Genomic DNA, 23,368 nt, shown 5'->3' on the forward strand with positions numbered 1-23,368 from the left:
AAAAATGGCGGGGTGGACGGGACTTGAACCCGCGGCCTCCGGCGTGACAGGCCGGCGTTATAACCAGCTTAACTACCACCCCGAAACGAAGGCGACTGGTAGGCGGAACAGGACTTGAACCTGTGACCCTCGCCTTGTAAGGGCGATGCTCTACCATCTGAGCTATCCGCCCGCAAAATCCCGATGAACAGGACATCCTAAAATAGCAAATGGTTCGCGCAGATGTCAACGCGAATCGGGAAAACACCGACCTTGCCGTCTGCTACTATGGGGGTCATGAAGATCGCCCTGCTCGGCGCAATGGGGTTCGTCGGACAGTCCGCGGCCCGGGAACTCGCCGGACGAACGGACGTTGCGGAACTCCTCCTCGTGGACTACAACATCCGGGAGGTGAAGAAGTTCGCCAGGGCCTTGTCCCCGAAGTGCCGGTGGGCGATGGCCGACGTCGGGCGCGCCCCCGACCTCGAGCGGCTCCTGGACGACGTCGACGCGGTGGCGAACGCCGTGGGGCCGTGCGCGGAGTACGAAAAGGGGGTCTTCCTCACGTGCGCGCGGTCGAAGCGGCCCGTGGCGAGCATCGGGGACGGCGTCCTCTCCGGCGATGACCGCAGGGAGATCCACGATGCCTTCCGCCGCGCGGGGGCCGGAGCCGTCTCCGGGTGCGGCCTTTTGCCCGGCTGGACGGACCTGCTGGCCGCCCACTTCCTCCCGACGGCGGTCGGGAAACGGTTCTCCCGCGGGGGCGGCGGAACGTTCCTGTTCTGTTCCCCGGACCGGTTCGGCGGCTACGCCTTCTTCCGCCGGATCGCCCGGGAAATCGGACGTCCCTCGGCCTCCCCGCCCCGCGCTCCCGTCGGCAGATACTTCGAGGCGGGGGAAGGACGGGTGATCGGTTTTCCGGAAGGGAAGCCGGCCGGGATCTGCAAGGGGATCGCCGGCGGTTTCGGGGTGTTCGGAGCCGTGGGGAGGGAGATGTCCGCCGCGTTCCTGTTCTGGCTCCGCCGGTCGTTGCGGCCGGCGGAGGGGACCCCCGCAGCCGCCGCGGGGGTGTGCCCGGCGGGCGAAGGACACAAGGGGTACGCGGCCATTAGCGACCCGGACGGGCGGGTCGCCGGGACGGTGCTCGCCGAAACCGTCCTGCTGCTGGGCCGGGAACGGGGAAATCGGAACGGCCTCCTGCCGCTCCCCGAGATCCTCGGAAGGGAGGAGGCCGCGCGAATCGCCTCGTCCTGCAACGCAACCGTTACGGTGGACCCGCCGGAACAATCCTAATGGCGCACCACGTCCCCGCCTTCCCCCTTCGGGGCGGCCGGGGGCGGCTCCGGAACCGGCTCCGATTCCGGAACTTTTACCGTCTCGGGCATTTCGATGGCGGCGGAGATCACCTCGTCCATGTGCCGGACGAAGATGACCTTCACGTTTTTCTTGATCTTCGCCGGGATCTCGGCGAGATCCTTCTCGTTCTCGGCGGGCAGGATCACCGTCTTGATCCCGCCCCGATGGGCCGCCAGCAGCTTCTCCTTCACCCCGCCGATGGGCAGGACGCGCCCCCGCAGGGTGATCTCCCCCGTCATCGCCAGGTCGTTGCGCGCGGGGACGCGCAACAGCGCGGAAGCGAGCGCCGTCGCCATCGTGATCCCCGCCGAGGGACCGTCCTTGGGGATCGCCCCTTCCGGCACGTGGATGTGGATGTCGATCTTCTGGTAGAAGTCCTTCTCGAGGCCCATGATCTCCGCGCGGGTGCGGATGTAGGAGAGCGCCGCGTGCGCGGACTCCTGCATCACCTCGCCGAGCTTCCCGGTGACCTTCAGGTTCCCCTTCCCGGGCATGATCGCCGCCTCGATGAGGAGAAGCTCTCCGCCGAACTCGGTCCATGCGAGCCCCGTCGCCAGGCCGATCTGCCTCTTGTCCTCCGCCTCGCCGTACCGGTACCTCGTGACCCCCAGGTACCGGCGCACCGACTGCGGGGTGATCCGGACCTTCCCCGGCCCCTTCTCCTTGACGAATTCCCGCGCGACCTTCCGCAGAATGGAGGCCATCTCCCGTTCCAGGTTCCGGACCCCCGCTTCCCGGGTGTAGTACCGGATCACGAAGAGAATCGACGAGCTGGAAAAGGTGATCCTGTCCGCCGGCAGCCCGTGCTCCTCCATCTTTTTCGGGAGGAGATGGTCGATGGCGATGTGCAGTTTCTCCACCTCCGTGTAGCCGGGGATCCGGATGATCTCCATCCGGTCCTGCAGGGGCGGAGGGATGCCGTAGAGCATGTTCGCCGTCGTGATGAACATCACGTCGGACAGGTCGTAGTCGACGTCCAGGTAATGGTCGTTGAACGAGTTGTTCTGCTCGGGGTCGAGCACCTCGAGGAGGGCCGCCGAGGGGTCCCCCCGGAAGTCCATCGACATCTTGTCGACCTCGTCGAGCAGAAACACGGGGTTGACCGTACCCGCCTTCTTCATCTGCTGCATGATCTTCCCGGGGAGCGCCCCGATATAGGTCCTCCGGTGCCCCCGGATTTCCGCCTCGTCGCGAACGCCTCCCAGGGACATGCGGACGAACTTCCGCTCCGTCGCCCGCGCGATCGACTTGGCGAGGGAAGTCTTCCCCACCCCCGGCGGGCCCACGAAGCAGAGGATCGGCCCTTTCAGCTTCGTCACCAGCTTGCGGACCGCGAGGTACTCGAGAATCCGCTCCTTGACCTTTTCCAGGCCGTAGTGGTCCTCGTTCAGGATCCGCTCCGCGATCTCGATGTCGAGCTTGTCCTCCGTGCGCTCCTGCCAGGGGATCGAGATGAGCCAGTCGACGTAGTTCCGGCTGACGGTGGCCTCCGCCGACATCGGCGACATGAGACGCAGCTTCTTGATCTCCTTCTCGGCCTTCTGCTGCGCCTCCTTGCCCATCTTCTTCTTCTTGACCTTCTCCTCGAGCTCGTCGAGCTCCGTTCGTCCCTCGTCCCCCTGCCCGAGCTCCTTCTGAATGGCGCGCATCTGCTCGTTCAGGTAGAACTCCCGCTGCGTCCTTTCCATCTGCTTCTTGACGCGCCCGCGGATCCGCCTCTCGATCTCGAGAATCTCGATCTCCCCCTCGAGGAGGGACAGCAGCTTCTCCATCTGTTCTCTCGTCGTCGGAAGCTCCAGGACCGACTGCTTGTCCGCCAGCTTGATCGGCAGGTGGGCGGCCACGGTGTCGGCGAGCTTCGCCGGGTCGTCCAGGGACCCGAGCTGCGTCAGCACCTCGACGGGGATCTTCTTGCTGAGCTTCGCGAAGTTCTCGAAGGAGGAGACGACGTTCCGGACCAGCGCCTCGGCATGGGCCCCCCCGAACCGCTCGACCGGGTACTCCTCGACGCTCCCCTGGAAATATTGGTCGTTCGGCAGGTAGTGGAGGAGCCGCGCCCGGAACCGCCCGTCGACCAGGGCCTTGACCGTGCCGTCGGGGAGCTTCAGGATCTGGACGATGTGCGCGACGGTCCCGATGCGGAAGATGTCCTCCTCCCCGGGCTCGTTCGTCGAGGCGTCCTTCTGGGCGGCGAGGAAGATGAGCCGGCCCTGCGCGAGCGAGGCGTCGAGGGCCGCGATCGACCGGTCCCTTCCGATGAAAAGAGGAACCACCATGTGCGGGAACACCACGATGTCCCGCAACGGGAGAAGCGGGAGGATCCTCTTCCTGTCTTCCATACACCCTCCGCGTCGAACCTGCGCCCCCGGACGGGGGCCGGATCCGTCCGGGTCCGTTTACGCCAGTTCGGCCTTCTTCCCCTGCACGATTTCGGGAGGCACCTTGCCGCCGACGACGTCTTCGGTGATGATGCACTTCTTGATGTTGTTCTGGGAAGGGATGTCGTACATGACGTCCAGCATGATGTGCTCGAGGATGGAACGGAGCCCCCGAGCCCCCGCCTTGCGCCCGATCGCCTGCTTCGCGATGGACCGCAACGCGTCTTCGCTGAACTCGAGCTTCACGTTTTCGAACTCGAAGAGCCGCTGGTACTGCCGTACGAGCGCGTTCTTCGGCTTCGTGAGGATCTGGACCAGCGCATCCTCGTCGAGCTCGTGCAGCGTGGCCATCACCGGGAGGCGACCCACGAACTCGGGAATGAGTCCGAAGCGGATCAGGTCCTCCGGCTGCACCGCTTCGAGGAGCTTGCCGATGTTCCTCTCCGAGCGGGAGACGATGTCGGCCGCGAACCCCATCATCTTCTTCGTGGTCCGCCGTTCCACGATCCCGTCGAGCCCGATGAACGCCCCCCCGCAGAGGAAGAGGATGTTTCCCGTGTCGACCTTGATGAAGTCCTGCTGCGGATGCTTGCGGCCGCCCTTGGGGGGGACATTCGCGATCGTCCCCTCCAGGATCTTGAGCAGCGCCTGCTGGACCCCCTCGCCGGACACGTCCCTCGTGATCGACGGATTCTCCGACTTCCGGGCGATCTTGTCGATCTCGTCGATGTAGACGATCCCCTTCTGGGCCTTCTCCACGTCGTAGTCGGAAGCCTGCAGGAGGCTCAGGATGATGTTCTCGACATCCTCCCCCACGTATCCGGCCTCGGTGAGCGTGGTCGCGTCCGCGATCGTGAACGGGACGTTCAGGATGCGGGCCAGCGTCTGGGCCAGAAGGGTCTTCCCGCTTCCCGTGGGACCGAGCAGGAGGATGTTCGACTTCTGGAGCTCGACCCCGTCGCCCGCGCGCGTCTCGACCCGCTTGTAATGGTTGTATACCGCGACGGAGAGGATCTTCTTGGCCCGCTCCTGCCCGATCACGTATTCGTCGAGGATCTTCTTGATTTCCGTGGGTTTCGGGAGCCGGCGCCGCTTCTCCTCGAGGGAATCATCGACTTCGTACTCTTCGGTGATGATGTCGTTGCAGAGTTCCACGCATTCGTCGCAGATGTACACGGTCGGACCGGCGATGAGCTTGCGGACCTCGTTCTGAGCCTTTCCGCAGAACGAGCACACCAGCATGTTGGCCTTATCGTTGATTTTCCGGGTCAATGTCGCCTCCGTCAGTCTACGAGCGGTCTTGCGGGCAACGACCTCTTCTCCACCACCGTATCGATTATACCATAGGTCCTCGCCTGCTCCGCCGACATGAAAAAGTCGCGCTCGGTGTCCGCAGCGATCCGGGAAAGGGGCTGTCCCGTGTGCTTGGAGATGATTTTATTGAGCTCCTCGCGCATCCTGAGGATCTCCCGGGCGTGGATCTCGATTTCGGTGGCCTGTCCCTTCGCCCCCCCCATCGGCTGGTGGATCAGGACCCGCGCGTTGGGCAGCGCCGTCCGTTTCCCGGCGGCCCCTCCGGCCAGCAGCACCGCGGCCATCGACGAGGCCTGCCCGATGCACACGGTGGCCACCTGCGGCTTGATGAACTGCATGGTGTCGTAGATGGCCATCCCCGCCGTCACGTACCCCCCGGGGGAGTTGATGTACAGGTTGACATCCTTGTCCGGGTCATCCGCCTCGAGAAACAGCAGCTGGGCGATCACCAGGTTGGCGACTTCGTCGTCGATGCCGCTGCCGATGAATACGATGCGGTCCTTGAGCAGCCGGGAATAGATGTCGTAGGACCGCTCGCCGCGGCTGGTCTGCTCCACAACAATGGGCACGAGGTTCATCCCGCCACCTCCTCCTTGGCAACGGCGCTCGCGAGCAGGTAGGCCATCACCTTTTTGTCCAGCAGCCGGTTGCGCAGGTTGTCCATCCGCTCCTCGTCCCCGTACATCTCCCGGATCTTCTCATACTCGATCCCGGACCGGGCCGCCATTTCCTTCAGCTCCGCCTCGATCTCGGAGTAGGGTACGTCGATCCCCTCCTTCTCCGCGATCACCGCGAGGAGGAGGGACAGGCGGACCGACCGCTCGGCGTTCGGCGCGAACCTCTCTTTCATCTTTTCGAAATCCAGGCTCACTTTCTTTAGGTCGATCCCCTGGGAAACGAGCCGGCTCGCGGTATCCTCGATCATGGAGACGATCTCCCGGTCGACAAGGGTTTTGGGAACCTCGAAGGAATTTTTCTCCAGCAGACCCTGCCGGATCTGTTCCTCCATGCCGCCCCTCGCCGCCTCCTTCGCTTCCTGGACCAGGCGTACCCGAATCTTTTCCCTGAGATCGGAAAGTCCGTCTATATCCCCGAAACCCTTGGCGAATTCGTCGTCCATCTCGGGAAGCTTCTTCTCCCTTACGCCGTTCACCTTCACCTCGAACACCACCTGCTTCCCGGCGTACTTCCGGTTGGGGAAATCCGGCTCGAACCGCACCTCGAACGTCTTCTCCTCCCCCGGCCGGACTCCCGAAAGGTGCGATTCGAACTCCTTTCCGAACGGCACCCCCCCCTCGATGACGATGCTCGAGGAATCGCTTTTCTCGACGGTCTTCCCCTCCGAGGTCGCGGTGAACCCGAACTCCACCAGGTCGGACCCTCCGGCCCCCCGTCCCTCCACCGCGTGGAACTGGGCGAAGGACTCCCGGAGGCGATCGATCGCCGTGTCCACGTCCTCGTCCCGCACCACCGCCTCCTCCTTCGCGATGGGGATCCCCCGGTATCCTTCCGGGGTCACCTCGGGGACGACCTCCACCGTGGCGGTGAAGACGAACTCCTCCCCCTCCGTGAGCTTCGCCCCGTCGATCTTCGGGAGCGACAGGATCTTGAGACTGTTCTCCTTCACCGCCTCGGAGAGGGAATTCCGGACCAGATCCTCGGCGACATCCGTCTCGACGGACTCCTTGAACACCCGCCGCACCATCGACATCGGGGCCTTCCCTTTCCGGAATCCGCGGAGGGGCGCCACTTTCCTAACCTTGGCGTACCCCGCCTCGACGCGCTGGGATACCTCGTCCGCCGGGACTTCCACCCGGATCCTCTTCTCCACGCCGCTGACCGACTCGATGCTCGTCTTCATGATGAATCGTTCTCTCCTGTTCCTTTAGAGTAAAACATGCTGGCAGTTGGTGCGAGAGGAGGGATTTGAACCCTCACGGTTGCCCACCGGATCCTAAATCCGGCGCGTCTGCCATTCCGCCACTCTCGCACACCACCGGCGGGTCAGTATACGGAATTCTACAGTATATACATATATTTCCGCTTGGCAAGCCCAAACGACCGCCTCCGAGCCCGCGTGCCGGTAGTGGAAGGATCCTGTCTCGCGGGTGATTCCCCTCTGCATCGCCCTGGGTCCCCGGTCGACGGCGCCTGCCCTTGGGGCCGCCCAGTCAAGTGGGCGGTCGCGGCGGAGCGGACGCAGGAGGGGGGCGGAGTGAGGTTAAGCGCAGCCGTGCCGGTTCACCGCACGGCGAGCCACGAACGGAGCCCCCCTCCGAGGCAGCGGAGCCGGTCCCTGCGCCCAGATACCGGGGCGATCGCGGCGGAGCAGCCGAAGGACGGGGGGTCCGAGCGGAGCTTTCCGGGAGGAAGGTCAAGCGCAGCCTTGCGGGTCCGCTGCAAGGCGAGCGACGAAGCGAGCGACCCCCCTCCGAGGATGCGGAAGCCGGCCATGACGCCGCGTAACGGTGCGCGCAGATGTGGCGCCTGCCGCAGAGGGGGAAGAGTTCTTAGGAACGTCCCTGTTCTAAGCGGAGGATGCGGCGCGCGTTGGCAAGGAAGACCTTGTCGAGGACGGCCGGGGGGTACCCTTCCGCGTCCCAGTCCCGGAAGAGCCGTTCGTAGGCGAGGACGGGGTAGTCCGACCCGAACATGACCTTGTCCTGCAGGCGGCCGGCGATCTCCTTCTTCAGCTCGGGCGTGAAATATTTCGGGGACCAGCCGGACGTCTCCATGAAGACGTTGGCCTTGTGGAGGAGGATGGCGATCATCTCGCTCTGCCACGGCCACGAGGGGTGGCACGCGATGACGGTGAGGCCGGGGAAATCGGCCGCGACATCGTCGAGATGGATCGGCTGGGTGTACTTGAGCTTGAGCCCCATCCCCCCGGGCGTCCCCGCCCCCAGTCCCGTGGTCCCCGTGTGGAACTGCACGGGAACGGAGAGCTCGACGCATTTCTCGTAGAGCGGGTAGAAGCGCCGGTCGTTCGGGAAGAACGACTGGGCGATCCCCTGGAACTTCACCCCCGCGAGCCTAAGGTTCCGGACCGCGCGGTCCAGCTCCCGGACGGCCTCCTCCCCTTTCCACGGGTCGACCGAAGCCCAGGCCCCGATGACCGCGCCGGGGAACCGGTCCCGGACCGAGGCGACGTAATCGTTGGTCGTCGCCGGCAGCCCGGTCGTGGTCTCCGCGTCCCACGCCAGGATCATCGCGCCCACCCCGGCCCGGAGGAACTCGCCGGCCATCTCCTCCTCCGTGCGGACATGAAAGGGAACCTTGTAGTAGGCCTCGAGCGCCTCGAAGTACGGGCGCATCGATTCGTACCAGGGACGGGTGCTGGGGTGGGCGTGTACGTCGATCGCTTTCAAGGGCCTACTCGAGGTAGAGCCACTCCTTCAGATCCGCCGAGGGCTCGTCGAACTGCATGCCGAAAATGTAGGATCCGTCGTGGCTTTCAGCCGTTCGGAACCAGATGACCTTCCCCGACACCCGGATCGGCGCCCCCCCTTCCGGGAAGACGGTCGCGTCCACGCGGTTGCGCGTCGTCATGAGCGTGTCGTACATCACGTGGAGGCCGTCCGGGGCGATCTTCGGGGTCACGACGGACATCCCCGCCGAGGAAAAATCCCTCGCGGTGCCCGATACGGGCGACGATACCCTCTCCGGGTGCTTGCCGCTCTGGACCGTGAACACAACCCTGGCCATGCGCTGTTTCCTCTCTTTTTTCCTCCGTTCCCTGGAAAACAGAGTCATCTGGATGTCGGTTCCTTCTTTTCCTCGTCGATTCGGCGAAATCCTTCCAGAATCAGTTGCATCTCGTCCATGTCGATCGTCCGATCGGTGGTGGTCTGGCTATGCGCGATCACGAAGGACCCCTCTTGGAGGCGCAAGAGCCGGTAAAAGGCCTCCTCCCCATTCAGGTTCCCGGTCTCGCAGTGGGAAATCCGCCCGTTCATGAAGTAGATCCGCCCCCCGTCGGCTTCCCCCGCCTTCAGGGTCACGCAGGCGGTCTTGAGCCCCAGGTGAAGGGTCTGGACGATCTCCGGGATCCCGAGATTGCTGAGGTCCCCCATGACCCCCTGGACCGCACCTGCCGCGGAGGCGTCTTTCTTTCCCTTCTGGTCCCTCCGGATGATGTTGCGGATTCGGGCGGCGAGTTCCCTCAGGTCCACCGGCTTGACGAGGTAATCCTCCGCTCCCAGGTGGAGCGCCTCGACCTTCGTGTCCGTATCGTCTCTCGCGGAAAGGAACAGGAGGGGCGTATCCCCGACCCCCCGAATCTCGCGCATCTTCCTGTACATCGCGATCCCGTCCATCTCCGGCATCAAGACGTCGGCGATGACGAGATCCGGGCGATCCTTCTCCACGTAGGACAGCGCCTCGGAGGGGTTGTCCGTGCCGATCACGTCGAATCCCTCGTTGACAAGCTTGAGCTTGAGGAGGGTCAGGAAGTCCATCTCGTCGTCCACGATGAGGATCTTCGGCTTGCCCCCGATCCCGTGGTAGTAGAACTTCTGTTCCAACACGCGGGTGAAGATTTCGACGATCTCCGGGTCGAACTGGCTCCCCACGTTCCGGTGCAGTTCCGCGATCGCCTCCTCTTTCTGCCGGCTCCGCCGGTAGGGCCGGTTGGCGGTCATCGCCGCGAAGGCGTCCACCACGGACAGGATCCGCGCCCCCACCGGGATCTGCCGGCCCTTGAGCCCGCCCGGATATCCCTTCCCGTCGTATCGCTCGTGGTGGTGCACGATGATCGGCTTGATCTTCCACGGGAATTCGATCGAGTCGAGGATCTTGGCGCCGTTTTCGCAATGGGACTTCACATTGCTGTACTCTCGGTCGGAGATATCCTTTTTCCCGGTGAGAATCTCGGTGCGGATGCCGATCCTGCCGATGTCGTGCAGGAGCGACGCCACGACGATCTCGTCCACCATCTCCGTTGACAGGTTCATCTCCTCGGCAACGGCGCGGGCGTACTGCATCGTGATGTGCGAATTCCCGCCGAAAAACGGGTCGTTGATCTCCAGCAGGCCGACGAGGACGTCGATCGTCTCGATGAGGCACTTCTTCAGGTGCAAGTCGGTCACCGGCAACGCCACCGGGACCCTGTCCTCTCCCGCTGCCAGGAGGATGTCCAGGAGCTCGCGCTGGTCCATGATGAAATCGGAGGACCCGAACCGCAGGACGTCGTCCGATGTCCGGATGACGGAAAAGGAGGAGAAGACGATCACACGGGATTTCGGGGTTACCCGGAGGAGCCGCCGCTTCAGTTCCACCCCGGAGCCGTCGGGGAGGAACTGCTCGCAGAGGATGAAATCGGGGGTGGAGTTGGAGACGATCTGAAGGGCCTGCGCACCGTTGTCGGCCAGGGACACCCGGAGGCCCGCGTCGGAGAAAAGGGTCGCCAGCATGTCCCGGACGCTCGCCTCGTTGTTGACGATCAGGACCGATTTCTTCGTCATGGCGTCAGATCCCTTTCTCCGCCCGGCGGATATCCTCGCCGGTCATTTCGACGGGCGGGGGGATCCCCATCATCCGGAGGATCGTCGGCGCGATGTCCTCCAGCGCGCGGTCGTTTTTCAGTACCGTTCCCTTCCCCTGCGGATCGGCGAGAATCAGGGGAACCGGATTGGTCGTGTGGGCCGTGTGCGGCCCCCCCGTCTCGGGGTCCACCATCTGTTCGGCGTTCCCGTGGTCGGCCGTCACGAGCGCCAGGCCCCCCGTTTCCCAGATGTTCTCGACGACGCGGCGCAGGCCCTCGTCCACCGCCTCGATCGCCCGGATCGCGGCCGATAAAATTCCGGTGTGCCCCACCATGTCCCCGTTCGCGAAATTCAGGATCAGCATGTCGTGGCGGCCCGACCCCACCTCGGCCACCGCCCGCTCCGCGACTTCGTGCGCGCTCATCTCCGGCTGCAGGTCGTAGGTGGGAACCGAGGGGGACGGAACCAGAATCCGCGACTCCCCCGGGAACACCTTCTCCGCGCCCCCGTTGAAGAAATAGGTCACGTGGGCGTACTTCTCGGTCTCCGCCATCCGGAGGTTCCGGATCCCGCGTTCGGCAAAGATGTCCGCGAGGATATGGTCCATCGTCTGCGCCCCGAACGCGGTGGGCAGGTGGAAGGTCTCGTCGTAGGAGGTCATGCAGGCGAACGCGAGCCCCAGCCGCTCGGGCCGCGGGAAGCGGTCGAAATCGTCCTGCGTCAGGGCCCGGGTAAGCTGCCGGGCGCGGTCCGACCGGAAGTTGAAGAAGATCACCGAATCCCCCGGGGAGATGGGCCCCACGGCTTTGCCGTCCCGATGGATAACCACCGGTTCGATGAACTCGTCGGTCACCCCCGCCTCGTAGGAACCGGAGACGGCCGCCGCCGGATCGGCGCTCGCCTTCCCCTCGCCGCGCACCATCGCGCGGAAGGCGCGTTCGACGCGGTCCCAGCGGTTGTCCCGGTCCATCGCGTAATACCGGCCCGACACCGTGGCCACCTTCCCCACCCCGATCCGCTCCATCTTCTCCTGGAGGTTGCGCAGGTGGTGAAGACCGCTGGTCGGAGGAGTGTCGCGGCCGTCGAAGATCGGGTGGACGAACACCTGCTCCACCCCCCGCTGCCTCGCCATCTCGAGAAGGGCGACCAGGTGCGTGTGGAGCGAGTGCACGCCCCCGTCGGAGAGGAGTCCAACGAGATGGAGCGCCTTCCCGCTCCGCCGGGACGCATCCATCGTTTCGCGGAGAACCGGATTCCGGAAAAAATCGCCATCCCGGATCGCCTTCGAGATCCGGACGATTTCCTGGTAGACGACCCGGCCCGCCCCCAGGTTCAGGTGGCCGACTTCCGAGTTTCCCATCTGACCCGCGGGAAGTCCGACGCGCTCTTCGGAAGCGTGGATCAGCGTGTGGGGGAACTCCGCCCAGAGCCGGTCGAAGAACGGGGTTTTGGCCAAGGCCACCGCGTTGCCCTCGGTTTCCTCCCGGTACCCCCAGCCGTCCAGCACGATGAGAGCGATAAGCCTTTCCTTCATAATCGGATATTATAGAACACTTCTCTCCCCTCGAACCTCCCGGATTGCCCCAGTTCCTCCTCGATCCTCAGCAGCTGGTTGTACTTGGCGAGCCGGTCGGTCCGCGAGGCCGAGCCCGTCTTGATCTGCCCCGTGTTCAGGGCGACGACGAAGTCGGCGATGGTGCTGTCCTCGGTTTCGCCGGACCGATGGGACACGACGGCCGTCCACCCGGCCCGCTTGGCCATTTCCACGGCGTCGATCGTCTCGCTCAAGGTCCCGATCTGGTTCAGCTTGATGAGCACGGAGTTCGCGATCCCCTCCTCGATCCCCTTCCGGAGGATCTTCGGGTTGGTCACGAACACATCGTCGCCGACGATCTGGATCTTCTTCCCCATGGCCTGCGTGAACGACTTCCAGCCCCCCCAGTCGTCCTCGGCGAACCCGTCCTCGATGGAAAGGATGGGGTATTGCCGGCACAGCCCTTCGTAGAACTTCACCATTCCGTCGGCGGACCGCTTCGAGCGGTCCGATTTCCGGAAGACGTACGCCCCTTTTTCCCGGAACTCCGATGCCGCGGCGTCCAGCGCGATGCCGATGTCCTTTCCCGGCTTGTACCCCGCCTTCCCGATCGCCTCGAGGATCACCTCGATCGCCTCGGCGTTCGACCGGAGCCGCGGGGCGAACCCTCCCTCGTCGCCGACGTTGGTGTTCAGCCCTTTCCCTTTCAACACCTTTTTCAGGTGGTGGAACGTCTCGACCCCCATCCGGAGCGCCTCGGAGAACGACTTCGCACCGACGGGCATCACCATGAACTCCTGGATGTCCACGTTGTTGTCGGCATGGGAGCCGCCGTTCACGATGTTCATCATCGGCACGGGGAGGGTGCGTCCCCCCACGCCCCCCAGGTACTGGTAGAGGGGCAGCCCGCAACTCTCCGCCGCCGCCCGGGCAACGGCCAGGGAAACCCCGAGGATGGCGTTCGCGCCGAGCTTTTCCTTGTTCTCCGTCCCGTCCAGCTCGATCAGCATCCTGTCGACGAAGGCCTGCTCGGTGGCGTCGAAGCCGATCAGCTTGGGCCCGATCACCCGGTTCACGTTCCGGACGGCCTTCAGCACCCCCTTGCCCAGATACTTCTTCGGGTCGCCGTCCCGCAGCTCCACCGCCTCCCGGGTCCCGGTCGACGCCCCCGAGGGAACGATCGCGCGTCCTGCCGCGCCGGACTCGAGGTGCACCTCGACCTCCACGGTGGGGTTTCCCCGCGAGTCCAGAACCTGCCGCCCGTGGACATCCATGATCATGGTCATAGGAAAATCCCTCCCGATGAAAAAAGATCACGGCTGGACAAACTCCTTGCCGCTCTTCCGGACGGTGAGGACGGGGCACGGGGCCATGCGAACCACCTTTTCCGCCGTGCTGCCGAAGATCACGTGCTCCACCCCCGTCCGGCCGTGCGTTCCGATCACGATGAGATCCGCTGCGACTTCCCGAGCCTTTCCGATGATTTCCCTGTAGGGTATTCCCGTGGCGAGCAACGTGTCAAAGTTCTCGAAACCGGAGAAATGCCGCCCGAGAAACGCGTCCATGTTCTCCTGCGCGAACTGCTCCATCCGGCTCCGGAGCATTTCCAGCGGGATGTCCCCGCGGAACATCGGGTCGAGCGTCGCCGGCTCGTCGAGCACGTGAAGCAGCACGACCCGCGAGCCGAACCGCTCCGCCAGGGACCTCGCCACCCCGGCGGCCTCCCCGGAGCATTCGGAGAAATCCGTGGACAACAGGATCTTCGTGAACATATTCCCTCCGCCAAAAATAATCCCCGGCCGCGCATGGCCGGCCGGGGACCTTCGTGGACCGCGGAAAGGAATTCCCTATTTCTTCTTCCCCCCGACCGCTTCCTTGAGAGACTTGCCGGCCGTGAACTTGGGAACCTTCGTCGCCTTGATCTTGATCTGGGCGCCGGTCTGCGGGTTCCGACCCATCCTGGCCTTCCGGTTGCTGACGCTGAACGTCCCGAAACCCGTCAGGGCAAGCCTGCCTCCCCTCTTCAGGATCGACGTGACGGCCTCGGTGAACCCGTGGAGCGCCCCTTCGGCCTTGCCCTTCGTAAGGCCCGCCTTTTTTGCCATGAACGCAACCAGTTCTGCCTTCGTCATTGCATCTCCTCCTGTCGGTATGGGGTAGTGGACGGGATCCCCGGATGGAAGAAACCCGGCGGATCGACTATCGTCATGAAAATTGATTTCATTGAATGCCGAAGAGGGAGGGAGTGTCAAGCCCTTTCAGACGATGATGGGCCTGCGCGCGGAGCCGCGCGGCATGATCAGTTTCAGCAGAATCATGCCCGCGAGGAACCCTCCGATGTGGGCCCACCACGCCACGCCCCCCGTGAGGGCGGAGGTTTGGCCGATCGTCGCCGCCCCGCTCAGAAACTGGAGGAGAAACCAGATCCCCAGAAAGAAGAAGGCCGGGATCTCCACCACGGGGAAGAAGAAGAACAGCGGCACCAGCGTCAGAATCCGCGCCTTCGGGAAAAGGAGGAAGTACGCCCCGAGCACTCCCGCGATCGCCCCGGATGCCCCGATGTTGGGAACCATGGAATTCGACTGGAACGCGATCTGGGCGAGGAAGGAGAGGGCGCCGCACGCCAGGTAGAACAGGAGGTACCTGCCGCGGCCCAGCGTGCCTTCCACGTTGTCCCCGAAGATGTAGAGGTAGAGCATGTTGCCGAGCAGGTGCATCCATCCGCCGTGAAGGAACATGGCGGAAAGGGGCGTCAGCAGCTCCGCCGGGTGCCGGAGAAACATATGCACGAAGCGGAACGGGATGACCGCGTAGGTATCGACGAATCCCGTCAGCCGGTCACCCAGGCCCAGCTGGTAGAGGAACACGGCGCAGTTCAGGGCGATCAGCCCGTAATTCACATACGGCGTCCGGGGAGACGGGACCGTGTCCTTCAGAGGGATGATGGGAACGCTCCTCCGGGATGGGATTTCTTTTCATGGTAGCGGGAGCGCCACGAATTGAAAAGTGGGGACGATGGTCGGATATAATAGGATTTTATGCCGAACCGTCATTTGCTGAAAAACTGGATCGCCCTCTCCGTCCTGTTCCATCTGACGGGATTGGTGCTGGCGTCGATGATTCCCCTCGCCCCGCTTCGGCCCCCGGACGTGATGGTCGTGGACCTGGCCGACCTGCCGCGAACCATCGACTTCCCGCGGCCGCAGCCGGGAATCGTCGAGGGCGCCCCTCCGAAGCCTCCCGCTCCTGCTCCCCCGAGGCCGGTCCGGAGGGAGAAGCCGCCCCCTCCCCCGCCGAGGGAACTCGCGGGGCGCGTTCCCGATCTGCCGGTCAACCCCGAGCTTCCCCCCGAGAAGGAGTTTCCCGTCCCCCGGCCGAGGAAGGAGACCGCCCCGCCCGCCGGGAGCGAGCTGACCCAGGTCGCCCGTGCGGGGGACCTGTCGCGGGACACCGCCCCCCCTCCCCCGGCGCCTCCCGAGCCGCCTTCCTCCGCCGCGCCCAAGTCCCTCCGGGAGATCACTCCCTCCCTGGGAAAGATGGTCATGGCGAAAGCGGACCCCGGGGCGGGACGGGGCGAGGGGACGTCATCCGGAAACGCGGTGGGAACGGGGGGGAAAGCCGTCGAGAAAGGGCCGATCACCGAGGAGCAGGGGGGCGGGGCCCACCTCACCGCTCTGAACGCCCCGGAGATCCAGTACATCTCCTACTTCGCCGGCATCAAGCGGAAGATCGAGCTCGTCTGGCAGTATCCGCAGGAAGCCGCGGCCGCGGGGCTCCAGGGAGACCTGATCATCGATTTCGTCATCGGGCGGAGCGGGAAACTGGAGTCCGTGGAGCTTCTGCAGGGGTCCGGACACAAGGTCCTGGACGACGAGGCGCTCGGTTCCATCCGCAAGGCGTCGCCCTACAACCCGATTCCCGACGCGTACAAGATCCCCCACCTGAGGATCCGGGCCCACTTCATTTACGAGATGCACTCCCTCCGGATCCGGTAGGGGCCCCGGGCTACTCCTCCGACGGGAAGAGCCGGTCATACTCCTCCCCGCTCAGGAGGGAGCCCACCTCCGCGGGATCCGACGGACGGATGGCGAGCAGCCACCCTCCCTCGAACGGGTCGGCGGTGATCGTTTCGGGGGATCCTTCCACGACGGGGTTGACGTCCACGACTACCCCCGAGACCGGGGCCACGACCTCGCAGACCGCGACCGACGACTCCACCAGCCCGATCGGCTCGCCCGCCCGGACATCGGTTCCGGGCGCGGGAAGCTCGGCGTAGACGACATCCCCCAGCCAGGAACAGGGCACGCGGGTGAAGCCCACGCGGACGTCCCCGGTGTTCTCGGGTCGCGCCCACACATGGGTGCGCGCGTATCTGCGGTCGACGGGGGCGGGCAGAGCCTACACCGATGCGGTCATCCGGGTCGCCGCCTCCAGCGTGTTGTGAAGAAGCATGGCGATCGTCATCGGACCGACCCCGCCGGGCACCGGCGTGATCTTCCCGGCGACCTCTCTTGCCTCCTCGAACGCCACGTCCCCGACGAGTCTTCCGTCCGGCAGCCGGTTGATCCCGACGTCGATCACCACGGCCCCGGGTGCAATCCAGGCGCCCCGGATCATCTCCGCCTTCCCCACCGCCGCCACCACGACGTCCGCGGAGCGCACCACGGCGGGGAGGTCCTTCGTGCGGGAGTGGCAGATGGTCACCGTGGCGTGCTTCGCGAGCAGGAGCAGCGCGACGGGCTTTCCGACGATGTTGCTTCTCCCGACCACGACCGCGTGTTTCCCCTTGAGATCGACGGATTCGTGGTCGAGCATCTTCATGATCCCGAGGGGGGTGCACGGGACGAAACAGGTCCCTCCGCGGAGCAGCCGCCCGGCATTCACGGGATGGAACCCGTCCACGTCCTTGTCCGGCGAGATCGCCTCGATCACCCGGGATTCGTTGATATGGCCGGGGAGGGGAAGCTGGACGAGGATGCCGTGGACCGCGGGGTCCGCGTTCAGATCGGCGACGAGGGCGAGAAGGTCGTTTTCGGGGAGAGTCGCAGGCAGGTCGATCTGGCGGGAGAGCATGCCGGCCTCGTGGCACGCCTTCCCCTTGTTCCGCACATACACCCGGGAGGCGGGGTCATCTCCCACCAGCACCGTAACGAGGCACGGCTTGATTCCGGTCCGGGCGGAAAACTCCCCCACCCTGTCCCGGATCTCGGCCCGGACGACCGCCCCGATCGCCTTCCCGTCGATAAGGTGGGCCGGCATTGCCTTGCGTCCCCCGGAGAACCTATTCGGCCTTCGGACAGCCGGCGCATGCCGGCGCAGCATCCTCCCCGACCGCGGGGCACGCCGGCCCCTTCGGGTTGTGCGCGTAGTCGGTCGCGTAAAAGCCGGTCCCCTTGAGGACAAAAGCTCCCGGCGACATCATCTTTTCCAGCCTTCCCCCGCAGGAAGGGCACTTCCGCAGGGGGGGGTCCTGCATCCCCTGGATCTTTTCCGTCACTCCGTGGCACTTCCTGCACTGGTATTCGTAAATCGGCACGGTACCTTCTCCTTCAAAAAAGGGGGCCGGTCGCCCGGCCCCCCCTGTCGTTATGGGACGTTCATTATACCCGTTTTTAGTACATCCCGCCTCCGCCTCCCGGCGGCATCGGCGGCATCTTCTCCTTCTCTTCGGGCTTCTCGGCAATCGCGCACTCCGTGGTGATCATGAGCCCCGCGACGGATGCCGCGTTCTGCAGGGCGACTCGCGTCACCTTCGTCGGGTCGAGGATCCCGGCGGCAATCAGGTCCTCGAACTCCTCGGTGGCCGCGTTGAAGCCGAAGTTCCCCTTTCCGTTCTTGATCTTGTCCACGACCACGCCGCCGTCCTGGCCGGCGTTGATCGCGATCTGCTTCGCCGGCTCGTACAGAGCCTTCCGGACGATATCGACGCCGGCCTGCTGGTCGTGATCGAGTTTCAGGCCGTCCAGAACCTTGGCCGCCCGGATGTAGGCCACGCCGCCGCCGGCGACGATCCCCTCCTCCACCGCCGCACGGGTGGCGTGGAGGGCGTCCTCGACGCGCGCCTTCTTCTCCTTCATCTCGGTCTCGGTGGCCGCGCCGACGTTGATGACGGCGACGCCCCCGACGAGCTTGGCCAGCCGCTCCTGCAGCTTCTCCTTGTCGTAGTCCGAGGTGGTCTCCTCGACCTGCGCCCGGATCTGCTTCACGCGGCCCTCGATGTCGGCCTTCTTGCCGGCCCCGTCGATGATCGTGGTGTTGTCCTTGTCGATGACGACCCGCTTGGCCCGGCCGAGGTCGGTCAGCTGGACCGCCTCCAGCTTGATCCCCATCTCCTCGGCGATCGCCTTGCCGCCGGTCAGAACCCCGATGTCCTCCAGCATCGCCTTCCGGCGATCGCCGAAACCGGGGGCCTTCACCGCGCAGCAGTGGAGCGTCCCGCGGAGCTTGTTGACGACCAGTGTGGCCAGCGCCTCCCCCTCGATCTCTTCCGCCACGATGAGGAGCGGCTTGCCCGAACGGGCGATCTGCTCGAGGAGGGGCAGCAGGTCCTTCATGTTGGAGATCTTCTTTTCATGGATCAGGATGTACGGCTCCTCGAGGGTGACCTCCATCCGCTCCGGGTCGGTGACGAAGTAGGGGGAGAGGTAGCCGCGGTCGAACTGCATCCCCTCGACGATCTCGAGGGTCGTCTCCATCCCCTTGGCCTCCTCGACGGTGATGACCCCTTCCTTGCCGACCTTGGACATCGCCTCGGAGATGATGTTGCCGATGGTCTCGTCGTTGTTCGCCGAGATCGTCCCCACCTGCGCGATCTCCTTCGGGTCCTTGGTCGGCTTCGACATCTTCTTGAGCTCCGTCGCGATCGACTCGACCGCCCTCTCGACTCCACGCTTGAGGTCCATCGGGTTGTATCCGGCGGCCACGAGCTTCGAGCCCTCCCGGTAGATCGCCTGCGCCAGAATGGTTGCGGTCGTCGTCCCGTCACCGGCGACGTCGCTCGTCTTGGAGGCGACCTCCTTCACCATCTGGGCGCCCATGTTCTCGTATTTGTCGGAAAGCTCCACTTCTTTCGCGACCGTAACCCCGTCCTTCGTGACGAGCGGTGAGCCGAACGACTTCTCGATGATCACGTTCCGTCCACGGGGCCCCAGGGTCACCTTGACGGCGTCGGTCAGAATGTCCACGCCGATCTTGATCGCGGCGCGGGCATCCGCGTCGAACTTCAGTTGCTTTGCCATCTTCCCCTTCCTCCTTTTTATTGTTCCTTCATTTCGCAGGTTATTTCTTCTGGATCACCGCGAGGACGTCTTCCTCCCGGAGAATCAGATGCTCTTCGCCATCGATCTTGATGTCCGTCCCCGAATACTTGCCGAAAAGGACGCGGTCCCCCGCCTTGACCTCGGGAGCCACGCGGTTCCCGCTGTCGGTCACCTTGCCGGGGCCCACCGCCACCACCAGGCCCTCCTGCGGCTTCTCCTTCGCGCTATCGGGGATGATGATCCCCCCCTTGGTCTTCGCCTCCTCCTCGACGCGCTTGAGCAGTATCCTGTCCTGCAACGGCCTGACCTTCATGGTGCCTCCTCCTTGAAAGAATCGAATATGGGATGAATGCCTCGCGGCGGTTAGCACTCAACAGGGACGAGTGCTAACAGAGACTATAACCCCGGGGGAAATCGGTGTCAAGAGGGAAAACGAAAAAGAAGAAATGCCTTGCAAATTAGATGGTTATATTTTTTTCTTCGCCATCTCCTCCTCGAAATATTTCCGGTAGAGGATATCCCATTCCCTCCCGCCCTCGGGGACCTGCCGGGAGAGTTTCGCGATCTTCTGCCGGACGAACGTGCCTACCTCGTCCTCCACCCGCACATAGTACCCGAAGATCTTTTTCGCCTCCCGGAGCGCCTGCGCCTCGTCCGGGAAGTCCGCGATGTCGTCCTTGTACAGCCGGTCGATCACGAGGTGCGACAGATGGGAGATGCGATCCTCGGTCAGGCGCACGGGCCCCTCCCCTACAGTACGATCTTCCGCTCCCGGGCAAGCCGCTCCTTGATCTTCCGGAACATCAGGTGGGAGCTGGCCTGCGAGCGCGCCAACTCCCCGGAATGCTTCTCGAGGAGCGCCTCGACCTCCCGGTCGAGCTCCTCTTCGCGCCGGAAATCCGACATCACCTCTCCGGTCATCTTCCCCAGGAGCAGATCGTCGTCGGCTTTCGGCCGGATCAGACCCTTCTCCTTCCAGCGGGAGAGGATGGTCCGGCAGATCCGGCGGACATGCTCCTCCCTGACCTTCATCCTCTCCTCCGTCCCGGGGGGGAAACCCACGTCCGGAAGTCGGGGCCGATCGCCCCCGCGCGGCGGTACCTTTCCATCGAGACGGCGCAGGGGCAGTCCCTTTTGCTCCCCGCCAGCGCGCGGGCCGCGGCGACCGCCAGCGGGGGAATCGCGTTCTTCGCCTTCTCGACGGGTCCCTCCCCCGACCGGTCCAGCATCCCCTCGAAGAGGACCCCGCGGCGGTACGGCATCGCCTTCCTCCCTTCCGCGTAGTTGGTGAGGTACGCGACCGGGGCGTAGCATATCTCAAGTTCCCGGGCGAGGAAAGCCTCGGGGCACAGCGTCATCCCGACCATGTCCGCACCCGCCCGCGCGAGGAAGCGCACCTCGGCGGGGGTTTCCAGCCGGGGGCCCTCGGTGCAGGCGTACGTCCCGCCGTCGAGCAGCCGCGGCCCCCCCCCCACGGCCTTCGCGGCGTCAAGGAGGGCTTTCCTCACCGCCCCGCAGAACACGGGGAACTGCCGGAGAAACCCGATCCCCTTCCCCGGGAAGAACGTCGAGGGGCGGTTCCGCGTGAAATCGAGGAGATCGTCGGGGAGAACGAGGTCCCCGGGGCGCATGGCCTTCGCGATGATCCCCGGGCCGGACCAGGCGATGATCCGCTCGACCCCGAGGGCTTTGGCCGCGTAGATGTTCGCGCGGTAATTCACATACGGCGCGGTCTTCTCATACCCGCGCTCCCCGTGGCGGGAAAGGAAAAGGTAGCGAAACCCGCCGCGTTCGTACAAGTGGAAGGGGTTGGCGACGCCGAAAGGGGTTCGCACGCGCCGGGTCGTAAGGCGCAGGCCGAGCGATCCTTCCGGCAGGGAGTACGCCCCGGACCCTCCCAGGAGGAGAATCCGGGGCCCCTCAGGCTTTGCCCGCCCTTTCAGAACGCAATCCGGATTCCGAGACTCAGCGTCCAGCCGCTGACATCCACATCCACCCCGTTGAACTCCGGCTCGACCCAGTGGTATTTCCCCTCGAAGTTGAGCGCCATCCGCGGGTTGAGCCACGCATCCAGGCCGAGCGACCCGTACCCGCCGAAGGTCGTGTCCGAATCGTCGATCCCCGGCTCCTCCAGGTCGGCGAAGTATATCCCCAATCCCAATCCGACATACGGCTCGAAAACGGGAGCGGGAAGGATGAGGCGGGCGCCGAAGGTCAGCGGGACCACGGTGACCTCGTCCGATCCCCGGTCCGCCCCATATCCCCCGAACGTCCCCTCGATGGCCAGGTGGGGGGTGACGCGCGAGCCGATCCCGATGTCGAAGCTCCCTCCCGTGTCGTACCCTCCCAGACCCCCTCCCGTCAGGGTCGGATCATCGTCGTTCGGCTCGAAAATACCGATGTGCCCGAAGAAGTACGTCTGCCCGTGCACCGCATGCTGCGGCGGCGGCGCGCCCGCCCCCCGCCGCGGAGGCGGCCCCCCGTATTTCTCGTACCGGTCGTACTGCTGCGCCATGGCGGCGGACGCCAGCGCCACGCTCAACAGCCCCACAAGGACCAGAACCGCCGATTTCCGCATCGCACTTCCTCCTTCTCCTCATCGGATGGTGGGATTCGGTTCCAGATTACCCCCCGCCCATATGGAAATAAAGGGGGGAATCCGACTATAATTACACTCCCGATCCCACTATACGCGCGACGAAAGGAAGATATTCATGATCATCGTCATGAAGCCGGGGACCCCCCGGAAAGAGACCCGGACCGTCATCGAGAAGATCCGGGAACTGGGGTACACCCCCCACACGATCTACGGCAAGACCCGGAACGTCATCGGCGCGATCGGGGACGAGCGGGGAAAGTTCGTCCTGCAGGCGCTCGAGTCCCTCCCCGGCGTGGAGGCGGTCGTCCCGATCCTCAAGCCGTACAAGCTGGCCAGCCGGGAGGTGCAGCCCGAGCCCACCGAGATCCGGCTCGCCCCGGGCGTAAGCGTCGGGGGGAAGAGGCTTCTCGTCATCGCAGGCCCCTGCTCCGTGGAGAGCGAGCCGCAGATGGTCGAAACGGCGAAAGCGGTGAAGGCGGCGGGAGCCCAGGTGCTGCGCGGGGGGGCGTTCAAGCCGCGCACCTCCCCCTATGCGTTCCAGGGGCTCGAGGAAAAGGGGCTCCGGATCCTGCGCAAGGCCGGGGACAGCGCGGGAATGCCCGTCGTGACCGAGGTGATGAACCCGATGGACGTCGACCTGGTCGCCCGGTACTCCGACATCCTCCAGGTGGGGGCCCGCAACGTCCAGAACTACTCCCTCCTGAAGCGGATCGGAAAGGCGAAGCGGCCGATCCTCCTCAAGCGCGGAATGATGACGACCATCAACGAGTTCCTCATGAGCGCCGAATATTGCCTCTCCGCGGGAGGCCGCCATGTGATCCTCTGCGAACGCGGAATCCGCACGTTCGAGGACGCGACACGGAACACGCTCGACCTGTCGGCGGTCCCGGTGCTGAAAGAGCGCACCCACCTGCCGGTCATCGTCGACCCCTCCCACGGAACCGGCCACTCCCGGTACGTCCCCCCGATGTCGTACGCGGCGGTGGCGGCGGGCGCCGACGGACTGATGATCGAGGTCCACCCCACCCCGGAGAAAGCCCTGTCCGACGGCCCCCAGTCGCTGACCTTCGAGAAATTCGGGGAGCTGATGGCGGCCCTGCGTCCCTTCATCGACGCGGCCGGCAGGACGATCTGACCGGAAGCCTCATCGCCCCGCGGACATGAAGTCCTTCTTCCGTCCCCGCACCCTCCTTGCCGCGCTCGCGGGGATTTTTCTCCTCCACCTGGGAATCCTCTATTTCCGGGTGGGAACCGGTCTCGCGCGCAACGCCTGGGAAGCCCCGTCGATCCTGTACGGGCGGCCGGCGGTTCTCCGCCCCGGGGACCTCGTCGGCAACCTGGGGCTTCCGGAGAGGCTCGGCCGCCTTTCCTACCGGAAAGTCCCGGGAGAGCCGGGAAAACCGGGGACCTGGTCCGAGGGGGGCGGCAGGATCCGGATCCATACCCGGGGGTTCCGGGCGGGAGAG

25 protein-coding genes and 3 tRNA genes are annotated in these 23,368 nt (G+C 64.9%); 4 read left to right on the forward strand and 24 right to left on the reverse strand.

Annotated elements, in window-relative coordinates; all coding sequences use genetic code 11:
* Positions 1 to 5: 5 nt before the first annotated feature.
* Together VJ307_08045 and VJ307_08050 are read right to left on the reverse strand one after the other, a co-directional pair.
* Positions 6 to 82 (reverse strand) — tRNA-Asp (locus tag VJ307_08045).
* Between the two features lie 14 nt (positions 83 to 96).
* Positions 97 to 172: transfer RNA gene (locus VJ307_08050), tRNA-Val, on the reverse strand.
* A 104-nt stretch (positions 173 to 276) separates the two neighbouring features.
* Between VJ307_08050 and VJ307_08055 the strand changes: the two genes are divergently transcribed.
* Entirely contained in the window at positions 277 to 1,272 is a 996-nt protein-coding gene (locus tag VJ307_08055; protein HJX74095.1) for a saccharopine dehydrogenase NADP-binding domain-containing protein, read from the forward strand.
* Here the strand turns inward: VJ307_08055 and lon are convergent.
* From lon to VJ307_08120, 13 genes are all read right to left on the reverse strand, one after another.
* Positions 1,269 to 3,674 (reverse strand): endopeptidase La, encoded by a 2,406-nt coding sequence (gene lon / locus VJ307_08060; protein ID HJX74096.1) that lies wholly within the window; start codon positions 3,672 to 3,674, stop codon positions 1,269 to 1,271. The genes VJ307_08055 and lon overlap by 4 nt on opposite strands.
* Positions 3,675 to 3,731: 57 nt before the next feature.
* Positions 3,732 to 4,985: an ATP-dependent Clp protease ATP-binding subunit ClpX gene (clpX, locus tag VJ307_08065; protein HJX74097.1), complete on the reverse strand. Its 1,254-nt coding sequence runs from the start codon at positions 4,983 to 4,985 to the stop codon at positions 3,732 to 3,734.
* Positions 4,986 to 4,996: 11 nt separating this feature from the next.
* Complete coding sequence (clpP, locus tag VJ307_08070; protein ID HJX74098.1) at positions 4,997 to 5,605, reverse strand: ATP-dependent Clp endopeptidase proteolytic subunit ClpP; 609 nt, start codon at positions 5,603 to 5,605, stop codon at positions 4,997 to 4,999.
* Complete coding sequence (tig, locus tag VJ307_08075; GenBank protein HJX74099.1) at positions 5,602 to 6,888, reverse strand: trigger factor; 1,287 nt, start codon at positions 6,886 to 6,888, stop codon at positions 5,602 to 5,604. The genes clpP and tig overlap by 4 nt, the downstream gene beginning before the upstream one ends.
* A gap of 47 nt (positions 6,889 to 6,935) precedes the next feature.
* A tRNA-Leu gene (locus VJ307_08080) sits at positions 6,936 to 7,017 on the reverse strand.
* Positions 7,018 to 7,537: 520 nt separating this feature from the next.
* Entirely contained in the window at positions 7,538 to 8,395 is an 858-nt protein-coding gene (locus VJ307_08085; protein ID HJX74100.1) for an amidohydrolase family protein, read from the reverse strand.
* A 4-nt stretch (positions 8,396 to 8,399) separates the two neighbouring features.
* Complete coding sequence (locus VJ307_08090; protein HJX74101.1) at positions 8,400 to 8,780, reverse strand: PilZ domain-containing protein; 381 nt, start codon at positions 8,778 to 8,780, stop codon at positions 8,400 to 8,402.
* Positions 8,777 to 10,489 (reverse strand): response regulator, encoded by a 1,713-nt coding sequence (locus VJ307_08095; protein HJX74102.1) that lies wholly within the window; start codon positions 10,487 to 10,489, stop codon positions 8,777 to 8,779. The genes VJ307_08090 and VJ307_08095 overlap by 4 nt, the downstream gene beginning before the upstream one ends.
* Before the next feature lie 4 nt (positions 10,490 to 10,493).
* Positions 10,494 to 12,044 (reverse strand): 2,3-bisphosphoglycerate-independent phosphoglycerate mutase, encoded by a 1,551-nt coding sequence (gene gpmI / locus VJ307_08100; protein HJX74103.1) that lies wholly within the window; start codon positions 12,042 to 12,044, stop codon positions 10,494 to 10,496.
* Positions 12,041 to 13,330 (reverse strand): phosphopyruvate hydratase, encoded by a 1,290-nt coding sequence (gene eno / locus VJ307_08105; GenBank protein ID HJX74104.1) that lies wholly within the window; start codon positions 13,328 to 13,330, stop codon positions 12,041 to 12,043. The genes gpmI and eno overlap by 4 nt, the downstream gene beginning before the upstream one ends.
* 27 nt (positions 13,331 to 13,357) lie before the next feature.
* A complete protein-coding gene (locus VJ307_08110; protein HJX74105.1) occupies positions 13,358 to 13,816 on the reverse strand; it encodes a universal stress protein in 459 nt (152 codons plus the stop codon).
* A 75-nt stretch (positions 13,817 to 13,891) separates the two neighbouring features.
* A complete protein-coding gene (locus VJ307_08115; GenBank protein ID HJX74106.1) occupies positions 13,892 to 14,296 on the reverse strand; it encodes an HU family DNA-binding protein in 405 nt (134 codons plus the stop codon).
* Positions 14,297 to 14,302: 6 nt separating this feature from the next.
* Positions 14,303 to 14,944, reverse strand: coding sequence for a rhomboid family intramembrane serine protease (locus tag VJ307_08120; protein HJX74107.1), 642 nt, complete (start codon positions 14,942 to 14,944; stop codon positions 14,303 to 14,305).
* A 138-nt stretch (positions 14,945 to 15,082) separates the two neighbouring features.
* Between VJ307_08120 and VJ307_08125 the strand changes: the two genes are divergently transcribed.
* Entirely contained in the window at positions 15,083 to 16,039 is a 957-nt protein-coding gene (locus tag VJ307_08125; GenBank protein HJX74108.1) for an energy transducer TonB, read from the forward strand.
* A gap of 10 nt (positions 16,040 to 16,049) precedes the next feature.
* On the opposite strand, the gene gcvH is transcribed toward VJ307_08125, so the two are convergent.
* From gcvH to VJ307_08170, 9 genes are all read right to left on the reverse strand, one after another.
* Positions 16,050 to 16,439: a glycine cleavage system protein GcvH gene (gene gcvH / locus VJ307_08130; protein HJX74109.1), complete on the reverse strand. Its 390-nt coding sequence runs from the start codon at positions 16,437 to 16,439 to the stop codon at positions 16,050 to 16,052.
* Positions 16,440 to 16,442: 3 nt separating this feature from the next.
* The gene (gene folD, locus VJ307_08135) at positions 16,443 to 17,303 is read right to left on the reverse strand and encodes a bifunctional methylenetetrahydrofolate dehydrogenase/methenyltetrahydrofolate cyclohydrolase FolD (GenBank protein HJX74110.1); all 861 of its coding nucleotides are present in this window, start codon (positions 17,301 to 17,303) and stop codon (positions 16,443 to 16,445) included.
* A 22-nt stretch (positions 17,304 to 17,325) separates the two neighbouring features.
* On the reverse strand, positions 17,326 to 17,580 hold the full coding sequence (locus tag VJ307_08140; GenBank protein HJX74111.1) for an FmdB family zinc ribbon protein: 255 nt from the start codon (positions 17,578 to 17,580) through the stop codon (positions 17,326 to 17,328).
* A gap of 76 nt (positions 17,581 to 17,656) precedes the next feature.
* A complete protein-coding gene (groL, locus tag VJ307_08145) occupies positions 17,657 to 19,282 on the reverse strand; it encodes a chaperonin GroEL (protein ID HJX74112.1) in 1,626 nt (541 codons plus the stop codon).
* A gap of 40 nt (positions 19,283 to 19,322) precedes the next feature.
* Entirely contained in the window at positions 19,323 to 19,616 is a 294-nt protein-coding gene (groES, locus tag VJ307_08150) for a co-chaperone GroES (GenBank protein HJX74113.1), read from the reverse strand.
* 153 nt (positions 19,617 to 19,769) lie between these two features.
* Positions 19,770 to 20,042 (reverse strand): DUF507 family protein, encoded by a 273-nt coding sequence (locus VJ307_08155; protein HJX74114.1) that lies wholly within the window; start codon positions 20,040 to 20,042, stop codon positions 19,770 to 19,772.
* A gap of 11 nt (positions 20,043 to 20,053) precedes the next feature.
* Positions 20,054 to 20,335, reverse strand: a complete 282-nt coding sequence (locus VJ307_08160; protein ID HJX74115.1) for a DUF507 family protein — start codon at positions 20,333 to 20,335, stop codon at positions 20,054 to 20,056.
* Positions 20,332 to 21,138 (reverse strand): MTAP family purine nucleoside phosphorylase, encoded by an 807-nt coding sequence (locus VJ307_08165; protein HJX74116.1) that lies wholly within the window; start codon positions 21,136 to 21,138, stop codon positions 20,332 to 20,334. Before VJ307_08165 ends, VJ307_08160 begins: the two co-directional genes overlap by 4 nt.
* Before the next feature lie 104 nt (positions 21,139 to 21,242).
* Positions 21,243 to 21,881: an outer membrane beta-barrel protein gene (locus VJ307_08170; protein HJX74117.1), complete on the reverse strand. Its 639-nt coding sequence runs from the start codon at positions 21,879 to 21,881 to the stop codon at positions 21,243 to 21,245.
* A gap of 136 nt (positions 21,882 to 22,017) precedes the next feature.
* On the opposite strand from VJ307_08170, the gene aroF reads away from it, so the two are divergent.
* Together aroF and VJ307_08180 are read left to right on the forward strand one after the other, a co-directional pair.
* Complete coding sequence (gene aroF / locus VJ307_08175) at positions 22,018 to 23,037, forward strand: 3-deoxy-7-phosphoheptulonate synthase (GenBank protein ID HJX74118.1); 1,020 nt, start codon at positions 22,018 to 22,020, stop codon at positions 23,035 to 23,037.
* A gap of 25 nt (positions 23,038 to 23,062) precedes the next feature.
* Positions 23,063 to 23,368: hypothetical protein (locus VJ307_08180; GenBank protein HJX74119.1), on the forward strand; the 306-nt coding region annotated here is incomplete at its 3' end.

This window comes from Candidatus Deferrimicrobiaceae bacterium, assembly GCA_035256765.1.
Taxonomy (GTDB): Bacteria; Desulfobacterota; Deferrimicrobia; order Deferrimicrobiales; family Deferrimicrobiaceae; genus CSP1-8.

Bases quoted from the DNA above. Each gene is read 5' to 3' on its own strand.
- groL (HJX74112.1), bottom strand. From the start codon at position 19,282: ATGGCAAAGCAACTGAAGTTCGACGCGGATGCCCGCGCCGCGATCAAG.
- VJ307_08055 (HJX74095.1), top strand. From the start codon at position 277: ATGAAGATCGCCCTGCTCGGCGCAATGGGGTTCGTCGGACAGTCCGCG.
- VJ307_08110 (HJX74105.1), bottom strand. From the start codon at position 13,816: ATGTTCACGAAGATCCTGTTGTCCACGGATTTCTCCGAATGCTCCGGG.
- folD (HJX74110.1), bottom strand. From the start codon at position 17,303: ATGCCGGCCCACCTTATCGACGGGAAGGCGATCGGGGCGGTCGTCCGG.
- lon (HJX74096.1), bottom strand. From the start codon at position 3,674: ATGGAAGACAGGAAGAGGATCCTCCCGCTTCTCCCGTTGCGGGACATC.
- VJ307_08125 (HJX74108.1), top strand. From the start codon at position 15,083: ATGCCGAACCGTCATTTGCTGAAAAACTGGATCGCCCTCTCCGTCCTG.
- VJ307_08095 (HJX74102.1), bottom strand. From the start codon at position 10,489: ATGACGAAGAAATCGGTCCTGATCGTCAACAACGAGGCGAGCGTCCGG.
- aroF (HJX74118.1), top strand. From the start codon at position 22,018: ATGATCATCGTCATGAAGCCGGGGACCCCCCGGAAAGAGACCCGGACC.
- tig (HJX74099.1), bottom strand. From the start codon at position 6,888: ATGAAGACGAGCATCGAGTCGGTCAGCGGCGTGGAGAAGAGGATCCGG.
- eno (HJX74104.1), bottom strand. From the start codon at position 13,330: ATGACCATGATCATGGATGTCCACGGGCGGCAGGTTCTGGACTCGCGG.
- clpP (HJX74098.1), bottom strand. From the start codon at position 5,605: ATGAACCTCGTGCCCATTGTTGTGGAGCAGACCAGCCGCGGCGAGCGG.
- VJ307_08160 (HJX74115.1), bottom strand. From the start codon at position 20,335: ATGAAGGTCAGGGAGGAGCATGTCCGCCGGATCTGCCGGACCATCCTC.
- groES (HJX74113.1), bottom strand. From the start codon at position 19,616: ATGAAGGTCAGGCCGTTGCAGGACAGGATACTGCTCAAGCGCGTCGAG.
- gpmI (HJX74103.1), bottom strand. From the start codon at position 12,044: ATGAAGGAAAGGCTTATCGCTCTCATCGTGCTGGACGGCTGGGGGTAC.
- VJ307_08170 (HJX74117.1), bottom strand. From the start codon at position 21,881: ATGCGGAAATCGGCGGTTCTGGTCCTTGTGGGGCTGTTGAGCGTGGCG.
- VJ307_08090 (HJX74101.1), bottom strand. From the start codon at position 8,780: ATGACTCTGTTTTCCAGGGAACGGAGGAAAAAAGAGAGGAAACAGCGC.